General features: G+C 57.3%; 19 protein-coding genes. 7 read left to right on the forward strand and 12 right to left on the reverse strand.

Annotated features, from left to right (window positions below; genetic code table 11):
- Positions 1–175: 175 nt before the first annotated feature.
- The 4 genes from asd to leuC form a co-directional block, all read right to left on the reverse strand.
- The gene (asd, locus tag ACO05M_RS13195) at positions 176–1,297 is read right to left on the reverse strand and encodes an aspartate-semialdehyde dehydrogenase (RefSeq protein WP_421863639.1); all 1,122 of its coding nucleotides are present in this window, start codon (positions 1,295–1,297) and stop codon (positions 176–178) included.
- A gap of 143 nt (positions 1,298–1,440) precedes the next feature.
- The gene (gene leuB / locus ACO05M_RS13200) at positions 1,441–2,523 is read right to left on the reverse strand and encodes a 3-isopropylmalate dehydrogenase (protein WP_421863642.1); all 1,083 of its coding nucleotides are present in this window, start codon (positions 2,521–2,523) and stop codon (positions 1,441–1,443) included.
- A gap of 53 nt (positions 2,524–2,576) precedes the next feature.
- Positions 2,577–3,215 carry a 3-isopropylmalate dehydratase small subunit gene (gene leuD / locus ACO05M_RS13205; protein ID WP_421863645.1) on the reverse strand — a complete coding sequence of 213 codons (639 nt, stop codon included), beginning with the start codon at positions 3,213–3,215 and terminating at the stop codon, positions 2,577–2,579.
- A 26-nt stretch (positions 3,216–3,241) separates the two neighbouring features.
- Positions 3,242–4,666 carry a 3-isopropylmalate dehydratase large subunit gene (leuC, locus tag ACO05M_RS13210; protein ID WP_421863648.1) on the reverse strand — a complete coding sequence of 475 codons (1,425 nt, stop codon included), beginning with the start codon at positions 4,664–4,666 and terminating at the stop codon, positions 3,242–3,244.
- A gap of 194 nt (positions 4,667–4,860) precedes the next feature.
- On the opposite strand from leuC, the gene ACO05M_RS13215 reads away from it, so the two are divergent.
- From ACO05M_RS13215 to phaC, 3 genes are all read left to right on the forward strand, one after another.
- On the forward strand, positions 4,861–5,748 hold the full coding sequence (locus ACO05M_RS13215; RefSeq protein ID WP_421863650.1) for a LysR family transcriptional regulator: 888 nt from the start codon (positions 4,861–4,863) through the stop codon (positions 5,746–5,748).
- 73 nt (positions 5,749–5,821) lie between these two features.
- Positions 5,822–6,736, forward strand: a complete 915-nt coding sequence (locus ACO05M_RS13220; RefSeq protein ID WP_421863653.1) for a poly(R)-hydroxyalkanoic acid synthase subunit PhaE — start codon at positions 5,822–5,824, stop codon at positions 6,734–6,736.
- Positions 6,733–7,827 carry a class III poly(R)-hydroxyalkanoic acid synthase subunit PhaC gene (gene phaC, locus ACO05M_RS13225; protein ID WP_421863656.1) on the forward strand — a complete coding sequence of 365 codons (1,095 nt, stop codon included), beginning with the start codon at positions 6,733–6,735 and terminating at the stop codon, positions 7,825–7,827. Before ACO05M_RS13220 ends, phaC begins: the two co-directional genes overlap by 4 nt.
- Positions 7,828–7,922: 95 nt before the next feature.
- Here the strand turns inward: phaC and phaR are convergent, their stop codons facing one another.
- From phaR to prmB, 5 genes are all read right to left on the reverse strand, one after another.
- Positions 7,923–8,432 carry a polyhydroxyalkanoate synthesis repressor PhaR gene (phaR, locus tag ACO05M_RS13230; RefSeq protein ID WP_421863659.1) on the reverse strand — a complete coding sequence of 170 codons (510 nt, stop codon included), beginning with the start codon at positions 8,430–8,432 and terminating at the stop codon, positions 7,923–7,925.
- 38 nt (positions 8,433–8,470) lie between these two features.
- On the reverse strand, positions 8,471–8,740 hold the full coding sequence (locus ACO05M_RS13235; protein WP_421863662.1) for a hypothetical protein: 270 nt from the start codon (positions 8,738–8,740) through the stop codon (positions 8,471–8,473).
- 173 nt (positions 8,741–8,913) lie between these two features.
- Positions 8,914–10,089, reverse strand: a complete 1,176-nt coding sequence (locus tag ACO05M_RS13240) for an MFS transporter (RefSeq protein ID WP_421863665.1) — start codon at positions 10,087–10,089, stop codon at positions 8,914–8,916.
- Between the two features lie 14 nt (positions 10,090–10,103).
- Complete coding sequence (gene aroC, locus ACO05M_RS13245; RefSeq protein WP_421863668.1) at positions 10,104–11,198, reverse strand: chorismate synthase; 1,095 nt, start codon at positions 11,196–11,198, stop codon at positions 10,104–10,106.
- Between the two features lie 51 nt (positions 11,199–11,249).
- Positions 11,250–12,185: a 50S ribosomal protein L3 N(5)-glutamine methyltransferase gene (gene prmB, locus ACO05M_RS13250; protein WP_421863671.1), complete on the reverse strand. Its 936-nt coding sequence runs from the start codon at positions 12,183–12,185 to the stop codon at positions 11,250–11,252.
- Between the two features lie 190 nt (positions 12,186–12,375).
- Between prmB and phhA the strand changes: the two genes are divergently transcribed.
- Positions 12,376–13,188, forward strand: a complete 813-nt coding sequence (phhA, locus tag ACO05M_RS13255) for a phenylalanine 4-monooxygenase (protein WP_421863674.1) — start codon at positions 12,376–12,378, stop codon at positions 13,186–13,188.
- Positions 13,189–13,221: 33 nt separating this feature from the next.
- Here phhA and hppD read toward each other — a convergent pair whose 3' ends face one another.
- The 3 genes from hppD to maiA form a co-directional block, all read right to left on the reverse strand.
- Entirely contained in the window at positions 13,222–14,295 is a 1,074-nt protein-coding gene (gene hppD / locus ACO05M_RS13260) for a 4-hydroxyphenylpyruvate dioxygenase (RefSeq protein ID WP_421863677.1), read from the reverse strand.
- Between the two features lie 66 nt (positions 14,296–14,361).
- Positions 14,362–14,898 (reverse strand): VOC family protein, encoded by a 537-nt coding sequence (locus ACO05M_RS13265; protein ID WP_421863679.1) that lies wholly within the window; start codon positions 14,896–14,898, stop codon positions 14,362–14,364.
- Between the two features lie 154 nt (positions 14,899–15,052).
- Positions 15,053–15,712 (reverse strand): maleylacetoacetate isomerase, encoded by a 660-nt coding sequence (maiA, locus tag ACO05M_RS13270; RefSeq protein ID WP_421863682.1) that lies wholly within the window; start codon positions 15,710–15,712, stop codon positions 15,053–15,055.
- A gap of 132 nt (positions 15,713–15,844) precedes the next feature.
- On the opposite strand from maiA, the gene ACO05M_RS13275 reads away from it, so the two are divergent.
- The 3 genes from ACO05M_RS13275 (at position 15,845) to folE (ending at position 18,246) form a co-directional block, all read left to right on the forward strand.
- Positions 15,845–16,876 carry a fumarylacetoacetate hydrolase family protein gene (locus tag ACO05M_RS13275; protein ID WP_421863685.1) on the forward strand — a complete coding sequence of 344 codons (1,032 nt, stop codon included), beginning with the start codon at positions 15,845–15,847 and terminating at the stop codon, positions 16,874–16,876.
- A 169-nt stretch (positions 16,877–17,045) separates the two neighbouring features.
- Complete coding sequence (locus ACO05M_RS13280; protein WP_421863687.1) at positions 17,046–17,621, forward strand: Smr/MutS family protein; 576 nt, start codon at positions 17,046–17,048, stop codon at positions 17,619–17,621.
- 82 nt (positions 17,622–17,703) lie between these two features.
- Positions 17,704–18,246, forward strand: coding sequence for a GTP cyclohydrolase I FolE (gene folE / locus ACO05M_RS13285; RefSeq protein WP_421863690.1), 543 nt, complete (start codon positions 17,704–17,706; stop codon positions 18,244–18,246).
- Positions 18,247–18,353: the final 107 nt, after the last annotated feature.

The raw sequence follows: 18,353 nt of genomic DNA on the forward strand, positions 1-18,353 counted from the left end.
AAGAGTATTAGTCAAACACCCTTTTGAATCAATCAAAGTCGCCGTATTACAACACCCTATCGGCAACCAAGATCAAACCTTTGGTCAAATATCAGCCAAAGGACAAATAAAGTGCATAAAAAAACGGCCGCACTATCGGGTAGATAGTAGGCGGCCGTTTTGAAGACGGGTGATCTTAGTCTTCTAGGATGATACGCAGCATCCGGCGAAGCGGTTCTGCAGCACCCCACAGCAGCTGATCACCGACCGAGAAGGCGTTGAGGTACTCAGGCCCCATGTTGAGCTTGCGCAGACGACCGACCGGTACAGTCATGGTGCCGGTGATAGCCGCCGGCGTCAGGTCACGCATGGTCTGATCGCGGTCATTCGGCACGACCTTGACCCAGTCATTGTGCTCAGCCAGCATCTGCTCGATCTCATCAACCGGCACATCCTTGGTCAGCTTGATGGTGAAAGCCTGCGAGTGGCAACGCATGGAACCGATGCGGACACAGGTGCCGTCTACCGGAATCAAGCTCTTGCTACCAGAGCCGGCACCCAGGATCTTGTTGGTTTCAGCCTGGCCTTTCCACTCTTCACGGCTCTGGCCATTTTCCAGCTGGGTATCGATCCACGGGATCAGACTGCCCGCCAACGGAACACCGAAGTTATCGGTGCTAAGCTCGTCGCTACGGATCATCGCAGCCACATCGCGATCAATATCCAGGATCGCACTGGCCGGATCCGCCAGTTTGTCGGCCACCGCCGCGTTGATTTGGCCCATCTGGTTAACCAGCTCACGCATGTGCTTGGCACCGCCACCGGATGCCGCCTGATAGGTCATCGAAGACAACCACTCGACCAGGCCGGCTTCGAACAGGCCACCCAGACCCATCAGCATCAAGCTGACGGTGCAGTTACCGCCAACCCAGAGGTTGCCGCCGTTGGCCAGCTTGTCGCGGATCTGCTGTCCGTTAACCGGATCCAGTACGATCACACTCTCGTCGACCATCCGCAGCGAAGAAGCCGCATCGATCCAGTGACCCTTCCAGCCGGACTCACGCAGGCCCGGATAAACAGCCTTGGTGTAGTCACCGCCCTGGCAGGAGATGATGACGTCCATGGCTGCCAGCTCGGTAATGTCGGTAGCGTCTTTAAGCGTCGGAATCTCTTTGCCAATGGTCGGGCCGTTCTGGCCAACCTGGGAAGTGGTAAAGAACACAGGATCGATCAGATCGAAATCCCGCTCCTCTTGCATACGCTGCATCAGTACGGAACCAACCATACCTCGCCAGCCAACAAAACCTACACGCATCATGGTGTTTCATCTCTCTTGGTGCGCCCAATCAAGAACGCAAACTAACAATAATTCGGGCACTCCAGCCGAGCACCCGTTCTGTATCTGCCAACGCAGATAATTCCTGACGCCTACTCGTCAGACATAGGCGTCAATGACGGTGATTACAGAGCCCGCAAAGCGGCAACCACGGCCTCACCCATTTCACGGGTGGAAACCTTCTGCATCCCATCGGAATAGATATCGGCAGTACGCAACCCTTGATCAAGGACGTTACTGACCGCTTTTTCAATCAAATCTGCCGCTTCCACTTCAGCCAGTGAATAACGCAGCATCATCGCCGCCGACAGGATCGTGGCCAACGGATTGGCAATACCCTGGCCGGCAATATCCGGCGCCGAGCCATGACAAGGCTCGTACATGCCCTGGCCACTTTCATTCAGCGACGCCGACGGCAGCATACCGATGGAACCGGTCAGCATCGCCGCCGCATCGGATAGGATATCACCGAACATGTTGCCGGTAACCATCACATCGAACTGTTTCGGCGCCCGAACCAGCTGCATCGCGGCATTATCGACGTACATGTGGCTCAATTCGACATCCGGGTAGTCTTTGCCCACCTCATCGAGAATCTCGCGCCAGAGCACGGTGACTTCCAGCACGTTAGCCTTGTCGACCGAGCAGACTTTTTTACCACGCTTGCGAGCCGACTCAAATGCGACCTTGGCGATACGGCGGATCTCGGACTCGCTGTAGACGTAGGTGTTGTAACCTTCGCGCTCACCGTTCTCCAGCGTACGTACGCCACGGGGCTGACCGAAGTAGATGCCGCCGGTCAGCTCACGAACAATCAGAATATCCAGGCCGGCAACGATCTCCGGCTTCAGCGATGAGGCGTCGGCCAGCTGCGGGTAAAGGATTGCCGGGCGCAGATTGCCGAACAGATCCAGCTGCGAACGAATCCCCAGCAGCCCCTTCTCGGGACGGATCGCGGTATCCAGCTCGTCCCACTTCGGACCACCGACCGCGCCCAGCAGGATCGCATCGCTGGCTTTGGCCTTTTCCAGGGTTTCATCCGGTAGCGGCACGCCGGTCGCATCGATTGCCGAACCACCCAACAGTGCCTCGTCCAACTCGAACGCCAGCCCCAGCTTATCCTTGATCTCTTCCAGCACAGCAACCGCTTCGCTGACGATCTCCGGCCCGATTCCATCACCGGGCAGGATCAAAATCTTCTTTGTCATTCGTTGTTCTCCTAAGCACGCAACAGCGGCTGATTATCCAAACAATCTATCGATCAACCAAACAGCCAGGGCGCCTGCTGCTTGCGCTGGGCTTCATAGTCACGAATTGAATCCGCATGCTGCAGGGTCAAGCCAATATCGTCCAGACCATTGAGCAGACAATGCTTGCGGAACTCGTCAATCTCAAACGCCAGTTCCTCGCCATTACCGCGGATCACCACCTGACGCTCCAGGTCGATCTGCAGGGTCGCGCCCTCGTTGGCTTCCACTTCATTGAACAGCGCATCGACCTGCTCTTCCGGCAGCACGATCGGCAACAAGCCGTTCTTGAAGCAGTTATTGAAGAAGATGTCGGCAAAACTCGGCGCAATCACCGCACGAATTCCGAAATCATCCAGCGCCCAGGGCGCGTGCTCACGGCTGGAGCCGCAACCGAAGTTTTCACGGGCCAGCAGGATCGAACAACCCTGATAGCGCGCCTGGTTCAGAACAAAATCCGGGTTCAACGGACGGCCACTGCAATCCTGATCGGGCTTGCCTTCATCCAGATAGCGCAGTTCATCAAACAGGTTCGGACCAAAGCCGGAACGCTTGATCGATTTCAGGAACTGCTTCGGGATGATCATATCGGTATCGATATTGGCCCGATCGAGCGGGGCCGCGATGCCCTGATGTTGTGTAAATTTCTGCATGTTAGTTTTCTCCCCCCAGTTTCCGGTTAGTCCAGCATCTCGCGCACATCGACAAAGTGCCCGGCCACTGCTGCTGCCGCGGCCATCGCCGGGCTGACCAGATGGGTACGACCGCCAAAGCCCTGGCGACCTTCAAAATTACGGTTCGAGGTGGAAGCGCAGTGCTCCCCCTGGCCCAGCTTGTCGGCGTTCATCGCTAGACACATGGAGCAGCCTGGCTCACGCCACTCCAGTCCCGCCTCGACGAAGATCTTATCCAGACCTTCCGCTTCGGCCTGCTGCTTGACCAGACCGGAGCCCGGCACCACCAGCGCCTGTTTCAGGCTGGCAGCGACCTTGCGGCCTTTGACCACTTCGGCCGCCTCTCGCAGGTCTTCGATCCGCGAATTGGTGCACGAACCGATAAAGACCCGATCCAGCTGGATATCGGTGATCGCCTGGTTGGCACTCAACCCCATATACTCCAGCGCGCGCTCGATTCCCTGCTGCTTGACCGGATCGGTTTCCTGGGCCGGGTCCGGCACCTGGGCCGCAACGCCCACTACCATCTCGGGCGAGGTTCCCCAGGTCACCTGCGGCTCGATCTCGGCGCCATCCAGCACCACGACTTCGTCGAATTGCGCATCGGCATCGCTATGAAGTTGCTTCCAGGCCTCAACTGCCTTATCCCAATCCGCGCCCTTGGGTGCGAACGGACGCCCCTCGACATAGTCGATAGTGGCCTGATCGACCGCCACCAGACCGACACGGGCACCGGCTTCGATCGCCATGTTACAGACCGTCATCCGACCTTCCATCGACAGACTCTGAATCGCCTCGCCGCCGAATTCGATCGCACAACCGGTGCCGCCGGCAGTACCGATCTTACCGATGATCGCCAACACCACGTCTTTGGCGGTCACGCCTTTACCGAGCTGGCCATCGACCCGAACCAGCATGTTCTTCATCTTCTTGGCGATCAGGCACTGAGTAGCCAGCACATGCTCAACCTCGGAGGTACCGATACCGTGGGCCAGTGCACCGAAGGCACCATGGGTCGCGGTATGGGAATCGCCGCAGACCACGGTCATACCCGGCAAGGTTGCCCCCTGCTCCGGGCCGACCACGTGAACGATTCCCTGACGGATATCCTGCATCTTGAACTCGGTGATACCGAACTCATCGCAGTTGCTGTCCAGGGTGGTGACCTGAATCTTGGAGACCGGATCCTCGATACCGTCGACACCGATCTTACGCTCGGCCACGGTGGTCGGCACGTTATGATCCGGCGTTGCCAGGTTGGCATCCAGACGCCAGGGCTGACGACCGGCCAGACGCAGACCTTCAAATGCCTGCGGCGAGGTCACCTCGTGCAGCAGCTGACGATCGATATAGATCAGCGCACTACCGTCTTCCTGCTGACGAACCAAATGGTCATCCCAGAGTTTGTCATAAAGCGTCTTACCCGCCATGGTGGGCCTCCTTTTCTCATCTCACAGTCATCCCGAAGTCATCTCGGCCGACTGATTCAGTCTTATTCATCGCGCATCTGACAGTTAAAAAACCCTACAGCGCGCGTTTATTTGCAGCCATGGTAAAAGCCGCTTATAAATAACACAAATTCATTTTTTCTATTCAAATCATTCCAACAAGGAATACTATTTAGATGGACGCCCACAGCCTCAAAGCCTTTGTCAGCGTGGCCGAGGATGAATCCTTTTCGATCGCGGCGGAACGGTTGTTTTTGACCCAGCCGGCGATCAGCAAACGGATCGCCAACCTGGAACAACAGCTCGGCTGTCGCCTGTTCGATCGCATCGGTCGCAAAGTCAGCCTGACCGAGCCAGGCCGATTGCTGCTTCCCCGTGCGCGTTCCATTTTATTGGAGCTGGAAGATACCCGCCGACTGTTGTCCAACCGTGACGGACGGATCGATGGCAAGCTCTCGCTGGCCACCAGCCACCATATCAGCCTGCACCGACTGCCGCCGGTACTACGCTCGTTCCATCGACGCTATGCCGAGGTCGAACTGGACCTGCGCTTTCTGGAATCGGAAGTCGCTTACGATGCGGTGCTGAGCGGCGAGGTTGAGTTGGCCGTTATCACCCTGGCCCCCGACCCGGATCCGAAAATCTGCGCCTCAACCAGTTGGGAGGATGAACTTTGTTACTGCTGCGCTGCCGACCATCCGCTGGCAACGATGGCTTCGATCTCGCTGCAGGACCTGACCAACCACCGTGCCATTCTGCCCAGCCACAACACCTTCACCCGCGCACTGGTCGAACAACGCTTTGCCGAGCAGCAACTTCAACTACAACTGGGGATCTCCACCAACAACCTCGACACCATCCGGATGATGGTCAGTATCGGTCTGGGTTGGAGCCTGCTACCCGAGACCCTGCTCGACCCACAACTACATCGCCTGGCGTTGACCGACAACCAGATTCGGCGACCGCTCGGCCTGATCTATCACCGCGATCGGACCCTTTCCAATGCCGCCGAAGCCTTCATCGAAACCCTGAATCGTCACAGTATGAACCGGCACGGCGGTTAATTAAGGTTTTGATATCACCGGCTTGCCCGGTAACATTGAAGGAATAACCCGCACCCGTCGGCCGGAGCCAACTGTGAACCCGAGTAACCTGGATCAACTCAACCAATGGCTGGAGCAGCAGCAGGCTCATTGGCGTGGTTTGCTGGGTGATGAGCCACAACCGGCTGCCGACTGGCAGACGCTGTTCGACCAGGGCCGCCAACTCAACGGCCAGAGCGCCGAGCTGACCGAAGCGATGATCCGCCAGGCCAAGGGTTTCAGTGATTACGGCGAGCGGCTGCTGCAATCGCTGCAGCAGAGCGACCAACCGGATAATCTGGAGCAGCTGGTCAAGGCACTCAGCGCCCATCTGCAGACCCAAGCCGACGGGGCGTTTTACCAACAAACCCAGCTGCCCGCGCCGCTTCAACAGCTACTGCAGCAGATGGGGCTGTCGCCGCAACAGTTCAGCAGCTTTCCGTTTCTGCACGACAGTCTCAACCGCAACGCCGAACGCCAGCAACAACAGGCTGCAAAACTGCTGCAGGGACTGACTCGTTTCCAGGATGCACTGCGGCTGTACATCGAACAGCACCATCTGATCAACCAACAAACCACCGACCGGATGATCGAACAGCTCAAGAACGCCGTCGAGCCACCCGAAAGCTTATCGGTACTGCATCAGATCTGGGTCGACTGCTACGAAGTCAGCTACAAGGAAAAACTCGAGCATCAGGACTACCAGCGCATCTATGGCGAGCTGACCAACGCCACGCTGCTGATGCAGTGCCTGATCCGTGAGTACTGGCAACACGAATACCGCACCTTTGGGCTGGTTCCACAACAGGATTACGATCAGCTGCTGCAACAACATCACCAGCTCCGTAAAGCCCACAAGAAGGCCGAGCGTCGCCAACGCAAGATCGAGCAACAGCTCCTTGAGCAGCAGCACCTGCTGACACAGCTACAAACTCAACTTGATGCCGCCAACGGTGATGCCGACCAATGAGCCGGATCAAGCTGAACCCTGAACAACTGCTCGACGAGCTGCAACAACGCGCCATCAATCTGGTGGACGGAATTCAGACCCTGCAGCATCTTGAGGCCGTTGAGGTGGGTCAGACCGAGCACCAGTGCATCTACACCGAAGACCGATTGCGACTACTCTACTACCCGGCCCTCGACAATCCAGCCAAAGATCAGGCCGGCAACCCGATTCAAAGCAAGCGTCGCCCACTGCTGATCGTCTACGCACTGGTCAACCGCCCCTATATTCTTGATCTGCAGCCAGATCGCTCTCTGATCCGAGCCCTCACCAGCCGCGGACAACCGGTCTATCTGATCGACTGGGGTTATCCGGTCAGCACCGATGCTTATCTGGATCTGGATGATTACATCAACGGCTATATCGACAACTGTGTCGAACAGGTCAACCTCCATGCCGGTGTTGATCGACCCAACCTGCTCGGTGTCTGCCAAGGTGGCGCTTTCAGCCTCTGCTACAGCGCCATCAATCCGGATCGAATCCAGAGTCTCACGACACTGGTCACCCCGGTGGATTTTCATACCGACGATAATCTGCTCGGCTATCTGGCTAATCGGGTTGATCTCAATCTGGCCCGCCAGGCTAACGGCAATATCGATGGCGGGATGCTGACCCAGATCTACAAAGCGCTGATGCCAATGCGACTAGGGCTGCTGAAAGAATTGAGTATGCCGACCCAACTCGGTAGCCCGGAAGCGGCGCAGAACTTCCTGCGGATGGAGCGCTGGATCAATGACAGTCCCGACCTGGCAGGAACCGCCTGCTGCGAATTCGTCGACAAGTTCTACCAGAACAACCGCTTCGTCAACGGCGGACTCCAGATCGGCGACGAGACCGTCGAATTAAAAAACTACCAGGGACCGCTGCTTAACATTTTCGCTGCCCGGGACCATCTGGTCCCGCCGGCGGCATCGCGCGCCCTGGGCTCATTGACCGGCAGCCAACAGTATCAAGAGCACGAACTCAGCGGCGGCCATATCGGCGTTTTTGTCGGTCGGCACGCACAGCAACAGCTGCCGGACCTTGTTTGCCAATGGTTACTTGAGCAAGGCTAATCCACCCCGCCGCTCACCCGGTTGATTCCAACACGCACAAAAAAGCCCTTGCGATGGTCTCAACAAGGGCTTTAATTCAAGGTTTTGAGTCTGACTCAAGCGCCCGACTTATCCTCTTTATCGTTACTGCCTTTTGCAGCGGATTTTGGATCGACGGCAGCCTGGGCGGCCTTGGCCTCCTCTTCAGAACCCGGGGTGAACATGTTCCACATCGCCATATTGCTGCCAGCGATGGTGTTCATCATCTTCAGCGGGTTGGTGGCGTCGATCATCGATTCCATCTGGGCACGGATTCGATCCTGTTGCGCCAGAAATACACTGATACTTTGCTCCAGATACTGGCCCATCATGCCGGCCATGCTGTCGCCATAGAAACGGATCAATTGCTGCAGGACCTGATTGGTCAGCATACCGGAGCCTTCGCCTTCCTGCTCACTGATAATCTGCAACAGAATATTACGGGTCAGATCCTTACCGGTTTTGGAATCCTGGACCTGGAAGGGGACGTTTTCGAGCACCAGCTCGCGAACATCGTCTAGGGTGATGTAACAACTACGGGAAGTGTCGTAGAGACGGCGGTTGGTATATTTGCGCAGAATTCTCAAGCTTACATTTCCTCTGTTAACCAGCCGGCCCGGAAGGCTCAGCCTTTGTCTTTTTTGTTCTCGGTTGAGTTGTCAGTTTTGCCATCAAAAGGGTTGTAGCCGCTCATCAATTGCATCAGCAGCCGCTGCATCGGTTCAATCGAACCGCCGGTATAGAGTTTCATCATGGACGTCGGGTCAAAGCCTTCGGACTCGATATTTTCTCTAACCTTGGCCAGCATCTCCTGCTGCAACTCCTGAACATCAGGCCAGCCCAGCACACGCCGAAGCTCTTCGGGAGTTATATCCAGATCGATTCTGAATTTCATAGACAGGCTCCTTGAGGGCTTTTTTGTGCACCTGCTTTAATCTTATACCAATCTTTAGGTCTGACCAATACAGCAGAAAAAACTTGAAGACCCAGTTTTAAGGATAGCAACAAAAAATAATTTATCTCTTTAGAATCAAAGCACTGACAAATACATGCCCAGGATCTCCAATGTCACCCCGAAAAGTCCGGTGCTTCTTCCGGCAAGCGAATCCATCGCCAGGCCACTAACCAACCTATTAATGCCGCGCCCGCAGCAAACGCAAACATCACTTCTCCACCGTATTGATGCCAAACCAGGCCGCTGCCGAATGCCCCCAACGCACCTCCGACACCGAAACCGAAACTGCTGTAAAGCGCCTGACCCTGTCCTTGAATTCGAGGCGGGAAAAAGCGTTGCACCAATGCAATTCCAGCGGCATGAAGACAACCGAAGGTTACTGCGTGAAGACATTGCGCCAACAGTAGAATCCAAAGCTGATCCGGAAACAGCGCGATCAGCGTCCAGCGCAGAGCACAGGTCAACATACCCAGCTGCACCATCAGCGCCAGCCCGGTCCAGCGCAGCAGTTGCGGCATCACCACAAACAGCAACACCTCAGCCACCACGCCCAACGCCCACAGCAAACCAATCTGACTCTTGTCGTAGCCCTGCTCGCTCATATAGATCGAGTAGAAGCTGTAATAGGGCCCGTGGCTAAGTTGAATCAGCAGGCAGACGATAAAGAAACTCAGTACCTCAGGGCGACGCAGGATCGGCCAGAAGCCATGACTATCAAGACTCTCCGGTTGCTGCGACGGTTCAATAGGCCGAACCCAGAGCGCCGACAACCACACCAGCAACATCAGCCCCCACAGAATCGGTACCAGCGCAGCAATCGAGATCCGATCAAATACCCAGCCCAACCCGACCACGGTCAGGATGAAACCGATCGAACCCCATAACCGGATTCGGCTGTAGCTATGGCGCTGGGTCCCCAGCGCATGCAAGGTGATGACCTCGAACTGCGGCAGCACCGCATTCCAGAAGAAGCTGAATGCAAAGATCAGCAACAGCCACGGCCAGAACCCTTCGGCCCAGAAGGCGGCGCTGAACACCACCAAGGTCATCAGTGCACCGGTACGAATGATACGTAAGCGCTGACCGGTGCGATCGGCCAGCCAGCCCCAGAGATTCGGCGCGACAATGCGGGTACCCATCAGCACCGCCATCAGCGTGCCGATGGCGACCTCATCGAAGCCTTCAGATTGAAGAAACAGGCCCCAATACGGCGCGATCGCGCCGAGCATGGCGAAGTAGAACAGATAGAAGGTCGACAGGCGCCAGTAGTCCGCACGCGGCAGCGACATACGACCTCCGAAGATCAGGCCTGGGCAGGAATAACCGGCACGTCGGCGTTTACGTCCGCATTCTGGCCCCGATGGCGCAGCAGGTGATCCAGCAGCGTGATCGCCATCATCGCCTCGGCGATCGGCGTTGCGCGGATACCGACACAGGGGTCATGACGTCCCTGGGTCACCACCTCAATCGGCTGACCATTACTGTCGATGCTGCGTCCCGGCAGACGCAGACTGGAGGTTGGTTTCAACGCCAGATGGGCGACGATATCCTGACCACTGGAGATACCGCCCAGCACACCGCCGGCATGGTTCGACAGGAAGCCTTCCGGCGTCATCTCGTCACGATGCTCAGTGCCCTTCTGCTCGACCACGGCAAAGCCGTCGCCGATCTCTACACCCTTAACGGCGTTGATGCTCATCAGCGAGTGGGCCAGCTCGGCATCGAGTCGGTCGAAGATCGGTTCACCCAAGCCAACCGGCACGCCGGAGGCGACCACCGAGATCTTGGCGCCGATCGAGTTGCCCTCTTTGCGCAGTGCATCCATGTAGTCTTCCATCTCCTTCACCTTGGCGGCGTCGGGACAGAAGAAAGGGTTTTGATGCACCTGATTCCAATCGTGGGACTCGACCTTGATCGGACCCAGCTGTGACAGGAAACCACGGACCTGAACGCCCAGCCCGGCCAAGGCCTTCTTGGCGATCGCCCCGGCGGCTACCCGCATCGCGGTTTCACGGGCCGACGAGCGGCCACCACCACGGTAATCACGGATACCGTACTTCTGCTGATAGACGTAATCGGCATGGGCCGGACGGAAGGTGTCCTTGATATTGGAGTAGTCCTTGGAGCGCTGATCGGTATTTTCGATCAACAACCCGATCGGTGTTCCGGTGGTCTTGCCCTCGAACACACCCGACAGGATTTTCACTTCGTCGGCTTCGCGACGCTGGGTCGTGTGGCGCGAAGTACCGGGCTTGCGGCGGTCCAGGTCGGCCTGCAGGTCAGCCTCGGTCAATTCAATCCAGGGAGGACAGCCATCGACGATGCAGCCCAAGGCCAGGCCATGGCTCTCGCCGAAGGTGGTGACGGTGAAAAGTTTACCGATACTGTTGCCAGACATCTTTTACTCCGATTGCCGCTGAAAGCGGTCAAAAACAAATTCGATAATAGGTTAACGACCCGTGACCGGCTCCAGGGTTGCGGCCAGCTGTCTCAGGTCATAGGCGGTGATCATGAAAATCCCGTTACCGCCTTCGGGCAGTTCGGCCCAGATAAAGGGTGCTTCGGGCAACTGCTGGCGCAACGCCACTTCCGAGTTGCCCACCTCAACCACCAACAGACCGTCATCGCTCAGATAGTCACCGGCCTGGGCCAGGATTCGATAGCAGATATCCAACCCGTCGGTTCCGGACACCAACCCCAGTTCGGGCTCATGCTGGTACTCGGCCGGCATCGATGCAAAATCCTGCTGGTCCACGTAGGGCGGATTGCTGACGATCAATTGGTACTGCTGCTTCGGCTCCAGTGTATCAAACAGATCCGACTGCAGCGCCCGGGCACGGGACTGCAATCCATGGCGTTCAATATTGCTGCGACAGACCGCCAGTGCATCGTCCGACAGATCCAGCAGATCCACCTGTGCCTGTTCAAACAGCTGCGAGCAGGCCAGACCGATACAGCCGCTGCCGGTACACAGGTCCAGCACTCGCTCGACCTCAACCCCATCGAGCCAGGGCGCAAACCCCTGCTGGATCAGCTGCGCGATCGGCGAGCGCGGCACCAGCACCCGCTTATCGACATTGAACGGCATACCGCAGAACCAGGCTTCTCCGATCAGATAGGGAGCCGGCACCCGCTCGTTAATGCGGCGCTGGAACAGATCCAACAGCTGCTGTTTCTCGCTATTGAGCAGTCGGGCATCCAGCGCTTCGCGACTGACGTCCCAAGGCAGACCGGCCGCAAACAACACCAGCTGCACGGCCTCGTCCCAGGCGTTATCGGTACCGTGACCGTAATAGAGACCGGCACGCTGAAAACGGCTGACGCCGAGACGGATAAAATCCCGCAGGCTGTGAAGTTCCTGGATGGCCGGATCGTTGGCACTCATAGTCGGTTACCGCAATTACACTTCGCAGCCGCTCAGCGCCCGCATTTCAAAGGGGCACTATCTTAATGAATCCGATACCAAATCGCCATTCGCTCAGAGGTCATAAGCACCCCACGACGGAACACCTCGACCTCGCTCGGTCTAAACTTAAGTCACCCGTACTGGAACCCGAGGTCAGTAGGAGCCTGTGATGAAATCTGCTTCGACTTACCGGGCCCGCCAACCGGATCGGCACGGCCTGATCGATTATCCGGATGAAGAGAACCGCACCTGGCAGCAGTTGATGGAACGGCAACTGCCGATTCTTCCCGGTCGCGCCTGTCCCGAATACCTCGACGGTCTGGAGCGGTTGCAGCTGCCGGTCGACCGCATTCCTCAGCTACCGGAGGTCAACCGGGTGCTGGAACGCTGCAGCGGCTGGCAGGTCAGCCCGGTGCCGGCACTGATCTCGTTCGACAAGTTCTTCGAGTTGCTGGCCAATCAGCGCTTTCCGGTGGCAACCTTTATTCGCCGGGCCGACGAGATCGACTACCTACAGGAACCGGACATCTACCACGAGATCTTCGGTCACTGCCCGATGTTGACCCACCCCCGCTTTGCCGAATTCACCCAAACCTACGGTCGTCTCGGCGCCAAGGCTAACCCGCAACAGCGTGCCTTTCTGGCCCGGTTATACTGGCTGACGGTGGAGTTTGGTCTAATCCGTACCGACGACGGCATCCGTATCTACGGCGGCGGCATCCTGTCATCCCATGCCGAGACCCTCTACTGCCTGGAGCAACCGCATCCCGACCCCGAAGCTCGGCCTATCCACCAGGACTTTGATCTGCAGACCGTACTGCGGACCCCTTATCGTATCGATATCCTGCAGCCGATCTACTTCGTCATCAACAATCTGGACACGCTCTGGCAACTGGCCAGACGCAATCTGCTCGACGATGTTGCCAAAGCGCAACAGCGAGGTTTGTTGGCGCCGTTGTTTGAGCCGGTCAAGGCCAGTTGATAGGCGCACTGACAGCCGGCAGGGTTGGGTGGATCATTTCTCCGCGATCACGCCCCGACGCAGCTGATCCAGCTCGATCGAATCAAACAATGCCTGGAAATTGCCCTCGCCGAATCCCTGATTGCCCTTACGCTGGATAATCTCGAAGAAGATCGGTCCGATCACCGTATCGGTGAAGATCTGCAGCAACAGATCCTCATCGATCTTATCCAAGGCTTCGCCGTCGATCAGTATCCGGTTACGCCGCAGCCGTTCCAGGTCTTCACCATGCCCCGGCAGACGGCTATCAATGGCTGCGAAATAGGTATCCGGCGTGTCCATAAAACTGACTCCGCGGGCGCGCAGCTGCTCGACGCTGGCGTAGATATCATCACTGGCCAGGGCGATATGCTGAATACCCTCACCGTTGTGTTGACGCAGATACTCGGCGATCTGACTCTGATCGTCGCTGGATTCATTGATCGGAATCCGGATCTTGCCGCAGGGACTGGTCATCGCCCGTGAATGCAGGCCGGTCAGTTTTCCTTTGATATCGAAATAGCGGATCTGGCGGAAGTTAAAATACTGCTGATAGAAGCTGGCCCATAGGTCCATATGGCCGCGCTCGACATTATGGGTCAGGTGGTCAATCAACGTCAGTCCGGCGCCAACCGGATGCTGATCGACCCCGTCGATCGGGACGAAATCGATATCATAAATATCCCCTCGGTCACCGTAACGATCCACCAGATAGATCAACGATCCCCCGATTCCCTCAATGGCCGGAATACAGAGCTCCATCGGTCCGGCACCGGACTCAACCGTCCGCAGTCCCTGCTGGGTCAGTTGCTCGATCGCCTTGGCCGCGTCCTTGACTCGGAATGCGATCGCATTGGCACTGGGGCCGTGACGCAGGCTGAAGCGAGCCGGTTGACCTTGATGCTCTGCGTTCAGAATAAAATTGATATCTCCCTGCCGATAGAGCGTCACCGCCTTGCTGCGATGCTGAGCGATAGCGGTAAAGCCCAGCTGCTCAAACAGTCGGGCCAGTTGCTGTGGATCGGCGGAGCTGTACTCGACAAATTCGAACCCGTCGGTACCCATCGGGTTTTCCCAAAGTTCAGTCATGTTGTGCTCTCCTGTGTTCCAACCCCGGTTATCAATTCAAAACCCGCGTTTCGTTAATAGATCGCTTTACTCAAACTCCTGCTGATGCAGCCACTGGGCGTGTCGGGGTGCCTTCTTAGTCTGCGACCACTCCTCAAGCATCAAGGGCGCGACCCGTTTGAGTTCATCCAGCTGTTCTTGGGTGCCGGTGCGGCAGGTCAGCTCCAATCGATGGCCATTGGGATCGAAGAAATAGATCGAGCGGATAATGCCGTGCTCGACCGGCCCCAGCACCTCCAGTCCTTGCTGCTCCAACTCGGTTTTGGCCGCCAGCAATGCGGTCTCATCGCCCACTTCAAAGGCGATGTGCTGGCACCAGGCCGGGGTGTTCGGGTCGCGCCCCATGGGCGGCTGGGTCGGCAGTTCGAAAAACGCCAGAATATTGCCCTGACCGGCATCCAGAAAAACGTGCATGTAGGGGTCCGGCTCTTTGGTTGAAGGAACCCGGTCCTCGGCGATGGCCACCAGAAACTCCATTCCCAGGGTTTGCTGGTAGAAAGCCACCGTCTCTTTGGCATCGTTGCAGCGATAAGCCACATGGTGGATCTGTTTCAGTTCGATCAAAACGAAGCCCTCCTAGTCTTGCCCGCTTGCCCGTCGATCCGGCTCTAAAACATTTGCACAGCACTAACGCAGCGCTGTCCCATTGCACCTCGCAAGCCAGCCCTCTGTAGGGTTAGAGCACAAGCCGTCCAGGCAGTTCGGCTACCCAACCCCGTCAGGCGGCATCGGGTTGCTGCTCCGGTGCCGCCTGGTGAAAAGCCTCCAACGACATGCAGTGCTGTTCGATCTCCAGCAACCGAGGCAACGACGACAAGTCCAGCTCATAGCGATGGGCGTTATAGAGCTGAGGAATCAACAACAGGTCGGCCAGGCTGACCGAATCCCCCACACAGAACCGTCCCTTCGAGCACCAATTCTGCGGCGCCCGCGTCAGCATGGCGTCAAACTCGCCCAGCCCCAGCTGCAACCAGTGTCGGTACCAGTGCGCATTCTGGTCACTGTCATGCCCGCCCCAATCGCTCAGGTAACGCAGCACCCGCAAGTTATTCAACGGATGGATATCGCAGCCGATCAGTTGCGCCAGCGATCGAACCCAGGCCCGCCCTTCAGCAGATTGCGGGAGTAACGGCGGCTCCGGATAACGTTCATCCAGGTACTCGATAATCGCCAACGACTGAGTCAGCACCCACCCGTCGTCGAGCTGTAGCGCCGGTAGTCGATGCTGCGGATTAAGCCGATGGTAGTGCTCGCCGAACTGCTCCCCGCCGTTTTTCAGCAGATGAACCGGCACCAATTGATAGTCGAGCTGTTTCAAATTCAGGGCGATCCGCACCCGGTAGGCCGCCGAGGATCGCCAATACGAATAGAGTTTCATGATTGTCCGCCTGGCCAATATTTCGAACATTTTCAGGGTTCGACTACAGTTATTTTAGACAATCCAAAACGTCATTCCGGTTCTGATACCAACCGGATAGGTTCAACCGCCGTCAGAGCCCGGGAGTCCCCCATGAAACTCGCCACGCTGATTAAGGATGCCAACGGAAACAGCCTGGGCCGCGATGGCCAGCTGGTGATGGTCAGCCGAGATCTAACCCGTGCACAGCCGGTGCCGGAGATCGCCCCAACCCTGCAGGCGGCATTGGATAGCTGGCAGCGATTGGAGCCGGCACTTCAACGCCGCTTTGCCGAATTCGAGCAGGATCCAGCGGCCGGTGAAGCCTTTGATCCTGAATGTTGCGGCGCTCCGCTACCCAGGGCCTACCACTGGGCCGATGGTTCGGCCTACCTCAACCATGTCGCCTTGGTTCGCAAAGCGCGTGGCGCCGAGATGCCGCCCTCCTTCGAGCAGGATCCACTGATCTACCAAGGCGGCTCCGACATTCTGCTCGGGCCAACGGCACCGATAATCGGCGATCCCCGTTGGGGAATCGATTTCGAAGCCGAAGTGGTGGTGATCACCACCGATCTGGATCAGGGAGCAACCCCCAACCAGTGCGAATCCGCCATTGCGCTACTGACGCTGGTCAACGATGTGTCGTTGCGCAACCTGATCCCCAACGAGCTGGCAAAGGGCTTCGGCTTCTATCAGTCCAAACCCGCCAGTGCTTTTGCGCCAGTGGTGCTGACGCCGGATGAACTGGCGCCGCACTGGCAAGACGCCAAACTCAATCTGCCGCTCCGAGTCTGGCTCAACGACCAGCCGTTCGGTTATCCCGATGCCGGTGTCGACATGAATTTCAATTTCGCACAGTTGTTGGCCCACTGCTGCAAAACACGGGCTCTGGGTGCTGGCACCCTGCTCGGCTCCGGTACCGTTTCCAACAAACAACAGGGGCTCTGGGGTTCCAGCGTGGCTAATGGCGGTGTCGGTTACTGCTGCCTGGCCGAACTGCGGATGTACGAAACCATTGAACAGGGACAGCCCAGCACCCCGTTTCTTGGTGACGGAGATCGGGTTCGGATCGAGATGACCGATCAAAACGGACAGTCGTTGTTCGGCGCCATTGAACAACGGGTGATTGCGACCGCACAAAGTTAAATCTCGGAGGCGATAGATCAGCGTCCGCGCAACGGGCAACGGGCAACGGGCAACGGGCAACGGGCAAACAACAATGCACTTTTAATCTGTCCGACGATAAAATAGAGTCCCTCGGCAATTTAAAACCGCATCCTGACTTAAGCCTCTCGAACGACACGCAAGACCAGCCATGTCCGATCACAACGATAGCGATAATCAACAAGACGACGATTTCATGTCCCTGATGGGGGGCGAGATGAAGGGGCTGGTCCGACACAATAACGATCGGGCCGACCTGAAGCCCAAGGGCGCAGCTCGACAGGATCGCAGTGCCGAGTATCGTCGCCAGGCAGCCCAACAGCAGCAGAACCCGCTGGTCGATGGCCTCAGCGATGAGATCAAGCAGCTGGTCGATTCGGAGCAGGATCTGATCTACGCCCGCGACGGAGTACAGTTGAGCCTAATGAAGAAGCTGCGTAAGGGCCATATCCCGTGGCAGCAGGGACTGGATCTACACGGTTACAGCATCGATCAGGCCCGCGATGAACTAAGTCATTTCCTTAGGGATGCCCAGCGTAAAGAGCTCCGCTGCGTGATCATCGTCCACGGCAAAGCCCTGACCGAAGACGGCACCCCGCCGATCATCAAGTCCTACGTCAACGACTGGCTACGTCAGCTGCCTCAGGTACTGGCCTTCGTTTCGGCCCAGCCCCAGGATGGCGGCACCGGAGCACTCTATGTACTCTTGAAACGAAACCGGGACTAAACTGTTACCAACCCGCTCAAAAAGCTTTACCTAATCCTACTAAACGCGTAAGTTACGCCCTTTTTTGTCGGTCGATTTTTCCATGAAAGACGCATTTGCCAACATCATCGAAGCCTGTGGTGAAGACCTCCAGCGTGACGGTCTGCAGGACACCCCCGAACGTGCCGCCAAAGCGTTCAAATACCTGACCCGCGGCTACCAGCAGACCCTCGATGAAGTCGTCAACGGTGCTCTGTTCGAGTCCGACAACTCCGAAATGGTGCTGGTCAAAGACATCGAGCTGTACTCGCTGTGCGAGCACCACCTGCTGCCCTTTATCGGCAAAGCCCACGTCGCCTATATTCCGTCCGGCAAGGTGATCGGTCTGTCCAAGATCGCCCGTATCGTCGATATGTATGCTCGTCGGTTGCAGATTCAGGAAAACATGACCAAGCAGATCGCTGACAGCATCATGGAAGTGACCGGCGCTGCCGGTGTTGGTGTGGTCATCGAAGCCAAGCACATGTGCATGATGATGCGCGGCGTCGAAAAACAGAACGGGGTAATGAAAACCTCGATGATGACCGGCCTGTTCCGTAGCAACCAGGCGACGCGCAGCGAATTCCTGTCGTTGATCAACTGCTAAGCGAACCCGCCTGATCTAACACTATTCCCGGGCCGTCCGGTCCGGGATCTTCAGGTCACACGTCAGCCCCGCGCCTGGCAGTACAAGCCCAATCAAACGCCCCAGGC

The sequence above is a fragment of the Motiliproteus sp. genome, assembly GCF_965230735.1.
In the GTDB taxonomy this organism is placed as follows: domain Bacteria; phylum Pseudomonadota; class Gammaproteobacteria; order Pseudomonadales; family Balneatricaceae; genus Motiliproteus.

Excerpts from the sequence above, each read along its gene's own strand:
- ACO05M_RS13215 (WP_421863650.1), top strand. The coding sequence starts at position 4,861 with ATGGACGCCCACAGCCTCAAAGCCTTTGTCAGCGTGGCCGAGGATGAA.
- leuB (WP_421863642.1), bottom strand. The coding sequence starts at position 2,523 with ATGACAAAGAAGATTTTGATCCTGCCCGGTGATGGAATCGGGCCGGAG.
- ACO05M_RS13280 (WP_421863687.1), top strand. The coding sequence starts at position 17,046 with ATGTCCGATCACAACGATAGCGATAATCAACAAGACGACGATTTCATG.
- leuC (WP_421863648.1), bottom strand. The coding sequence starts at position 4,666 with ATGGCGGGTAAGACGCTTTATGACAAACTCTGGGATGACCATTTGGTT.
- phaC (WP_421863656.1), top strand. The coding sequence starts at position 6,733 with ATGAGCCGGATCAAGCTGAACCCTGAACAACTGCTCGACGAGCTGCAA.
- ACO05M_RS13235 (WP_421863662.1), bottom strand. The coding sequence starts at position 8,740 with ATGAAATTCAGAATCGATCTGGATATAACTCCCGAAGAGCTTCGGCGT.
- leuD (WP_421863645.1), bottom strand. The coding sequence starts at position 3,215 with ATGCAGAAATTTACACAACATCAGGGCATCGCGGCCCCGCTCGATCGG.
- prmB (WP_421863671.1), bottom strand. The coding sequence starts at position 12,185 with ATGAGTGCCAACGATCCGGCCATCCAGGAACTTCACAGCCTGCGGGAT.
- aroC (WP_421863668.1), bottom strand. The coding sequence starts at position 11,198 with ATGTCTGGCAACAGTATCGGTAAACTTTTCACCGTCACCACCTTCGGC.
- phhA (WP_421863674.1), top strand. The coding sequence starts at position 12,376 with ATGAAATCTGCTTCGACTTACCGGGCCCGCCAACCGGATCGGCACGGC.
- asd (WP_421863639.1), bottom strand. The coding sequence starts at position 1,297 with ATGATGCGTGTAGGTTTTGTTGGCTGGCGAGGTATGGTTGGTTCCGTA.
- maiA (WP_421863682.1), bottom strand. The coding sequence starts at position 15,712 with ATGAAACTCTATTCGTATTGGCGATCCTCGGCGGCCTACCGGGTGCGG.
- folE (WP_421863690.1), top strand. The coding sequence starts at position 17,704 with ATGAAAGACGCATTTGCCAACATCATCGAAGCCTGTGGTGAAGACCTC.
- ACO05M_RS13240 (WP_421863665.1), bottom strand. The coding sequence starts at position 10,089 with ATGTCGCTGCCGCGTGCGGACTACTGGCGCCTGTCGACCTTCTATCTG.
- ACO05M_RS13275 (WP_421863685.1), top strand. The coding sequence starts at position 15,845 with ATGAAACTCGCCACGCTGATTAAGGATGCCAACGGAAACAGCCTGGGC.
- hppD (WP_421863677.1), bottom strand. The coding sequence starts at position 14,295 with ATGACTGAACTTTGGGAAAACCCGATGGGTACCGACGGGTTCGAATTT.